Source organism: Paenibacillus sp. P4_A7 (assembly GCF_056402455.1).
On the sequence record NZ_JBFUHJ010000752.1, the window covers coordinates 1 to 1,448 of the forward strand.

A 1,448-nucleotide genomic window follows, 5' to 3' on the forward strand; every position below is an offset into this window, starting at 1 on the left:
TAATGGTTCACCGAAAGCCGATTGCAGATGTGACGCTAGATTTTGACTATATTACAGCATCAAACTTGTATAAAACAACATGGATCGATACGAGTTACGATCTCGATCACAATATCACAAGAGCAGGCACAGACAGAGGCATTCAAGCACGTACCAACAAGTTCACGAATCAGGAAACAGGAGAGGTCTTCACCAAAATTCCTAATGAGTTAGCACCAGGAACTTATGTACTGGATTATGTGGCACAGGATATCGAGGGGGTTTGGAGCGACCCCATTAAGCGGACGTTTATCTTGCCTAACTCAGTACCTGTACAAATGAAATCGAATCTTAAAACAGCTTATAATGGCTTTTCACTAAACAGTGTTCCAGCGAGCGAAAGTTTAGTTGCCAATGAGCTATGGACACGGTATCCGTACTCCATTTCATTAAACTTTGCTATGGAAAGTTATATTTCTAAGAACGTTCCTTATTACTCAGGTACGAAGAATGGAAATGACATCACTTGGTATGATCAACAATTTGCGATTCCGAACACGACACCCGATGGAACATATAACTTTACTGTTACAGGTAATGGATCGGTTGCTGGATCTACAGTAATACATCCTTACACTGTTAAAGTGGTAACACCGATTAATTTATCCGGACAAATTGATGATGCGAAAAATGGAGTAGCTAATGTTACAAATGTTCTTGTCGGTGAGACGTATCAGTTAAAAGCAATAACAACCAAATATCCGAATGTAACAGCGGTTACCTTATTTAAAGGGACTGGTTATCAGAGAAATGTTACTTTAACTTCTACTACAAGCAGCTCGACAGGCTATGGTAAGAAGGATTGGACCGGCAGCTTTAAGGTGGGCACAATTCCAAATGGAAAATATACTGTTGAATGGCGTTCGACGACGTCAAACGGCAGGGCAGAGACCGTAAGTAAGACGATAGAAGTCGTAAATAATCGACCTCCGACAGCTGATTTTGATTGGTCTCCAAAGCCAGTGTACGAAGGAGATTTAGTTAATTTCCAATCTAATGTGACTGATCTTGATAGGAATACATTATCCCTTATTTTCGAGTTAACAAGTCCAGCTGGAGTGAAAAGCAATTTTCCATATACACTTAATGGTCCAAGCTATCCTGCAAGAGGTCCGTCAATTAAGCTGGCTACTATTGGAGCGTGGACTATGAAGCTGACGGTGAGTGATGGGATTGCGGCACCTGTAATTGTAACAAAAGTGGTACAGGTGCTTCCCTTACAAGCGGAAGGGTTTGTGAAGCATACTGATTTATGGGATGAGCACCGACGTGATTACAATATGAAAGCAAGCGGCAATGCAGAATCTCCGCGTGGATATTCCGTTTTCTGGGCTGGGGAGAAGTTTATGCTGGAGGCAAAAACGACATTAACAGGAACCGCCACTCGAGCTGATCGAGTTGAAGTGAAG

Annotated in this window: 1 protein-coding gene; it reads left to right on the forward strand. The window is 42.0% G+C overall.

What is annotated here, in order from left to right; all coding sequences use genetic code 11:
- A partial coding sequence (locus AC1DWN_RS33675; protein WP_477563176.1) for a hypothetical protein occupies window positions 1-1,448 on the forward strand: 1,448 nt, incomplete at both ends.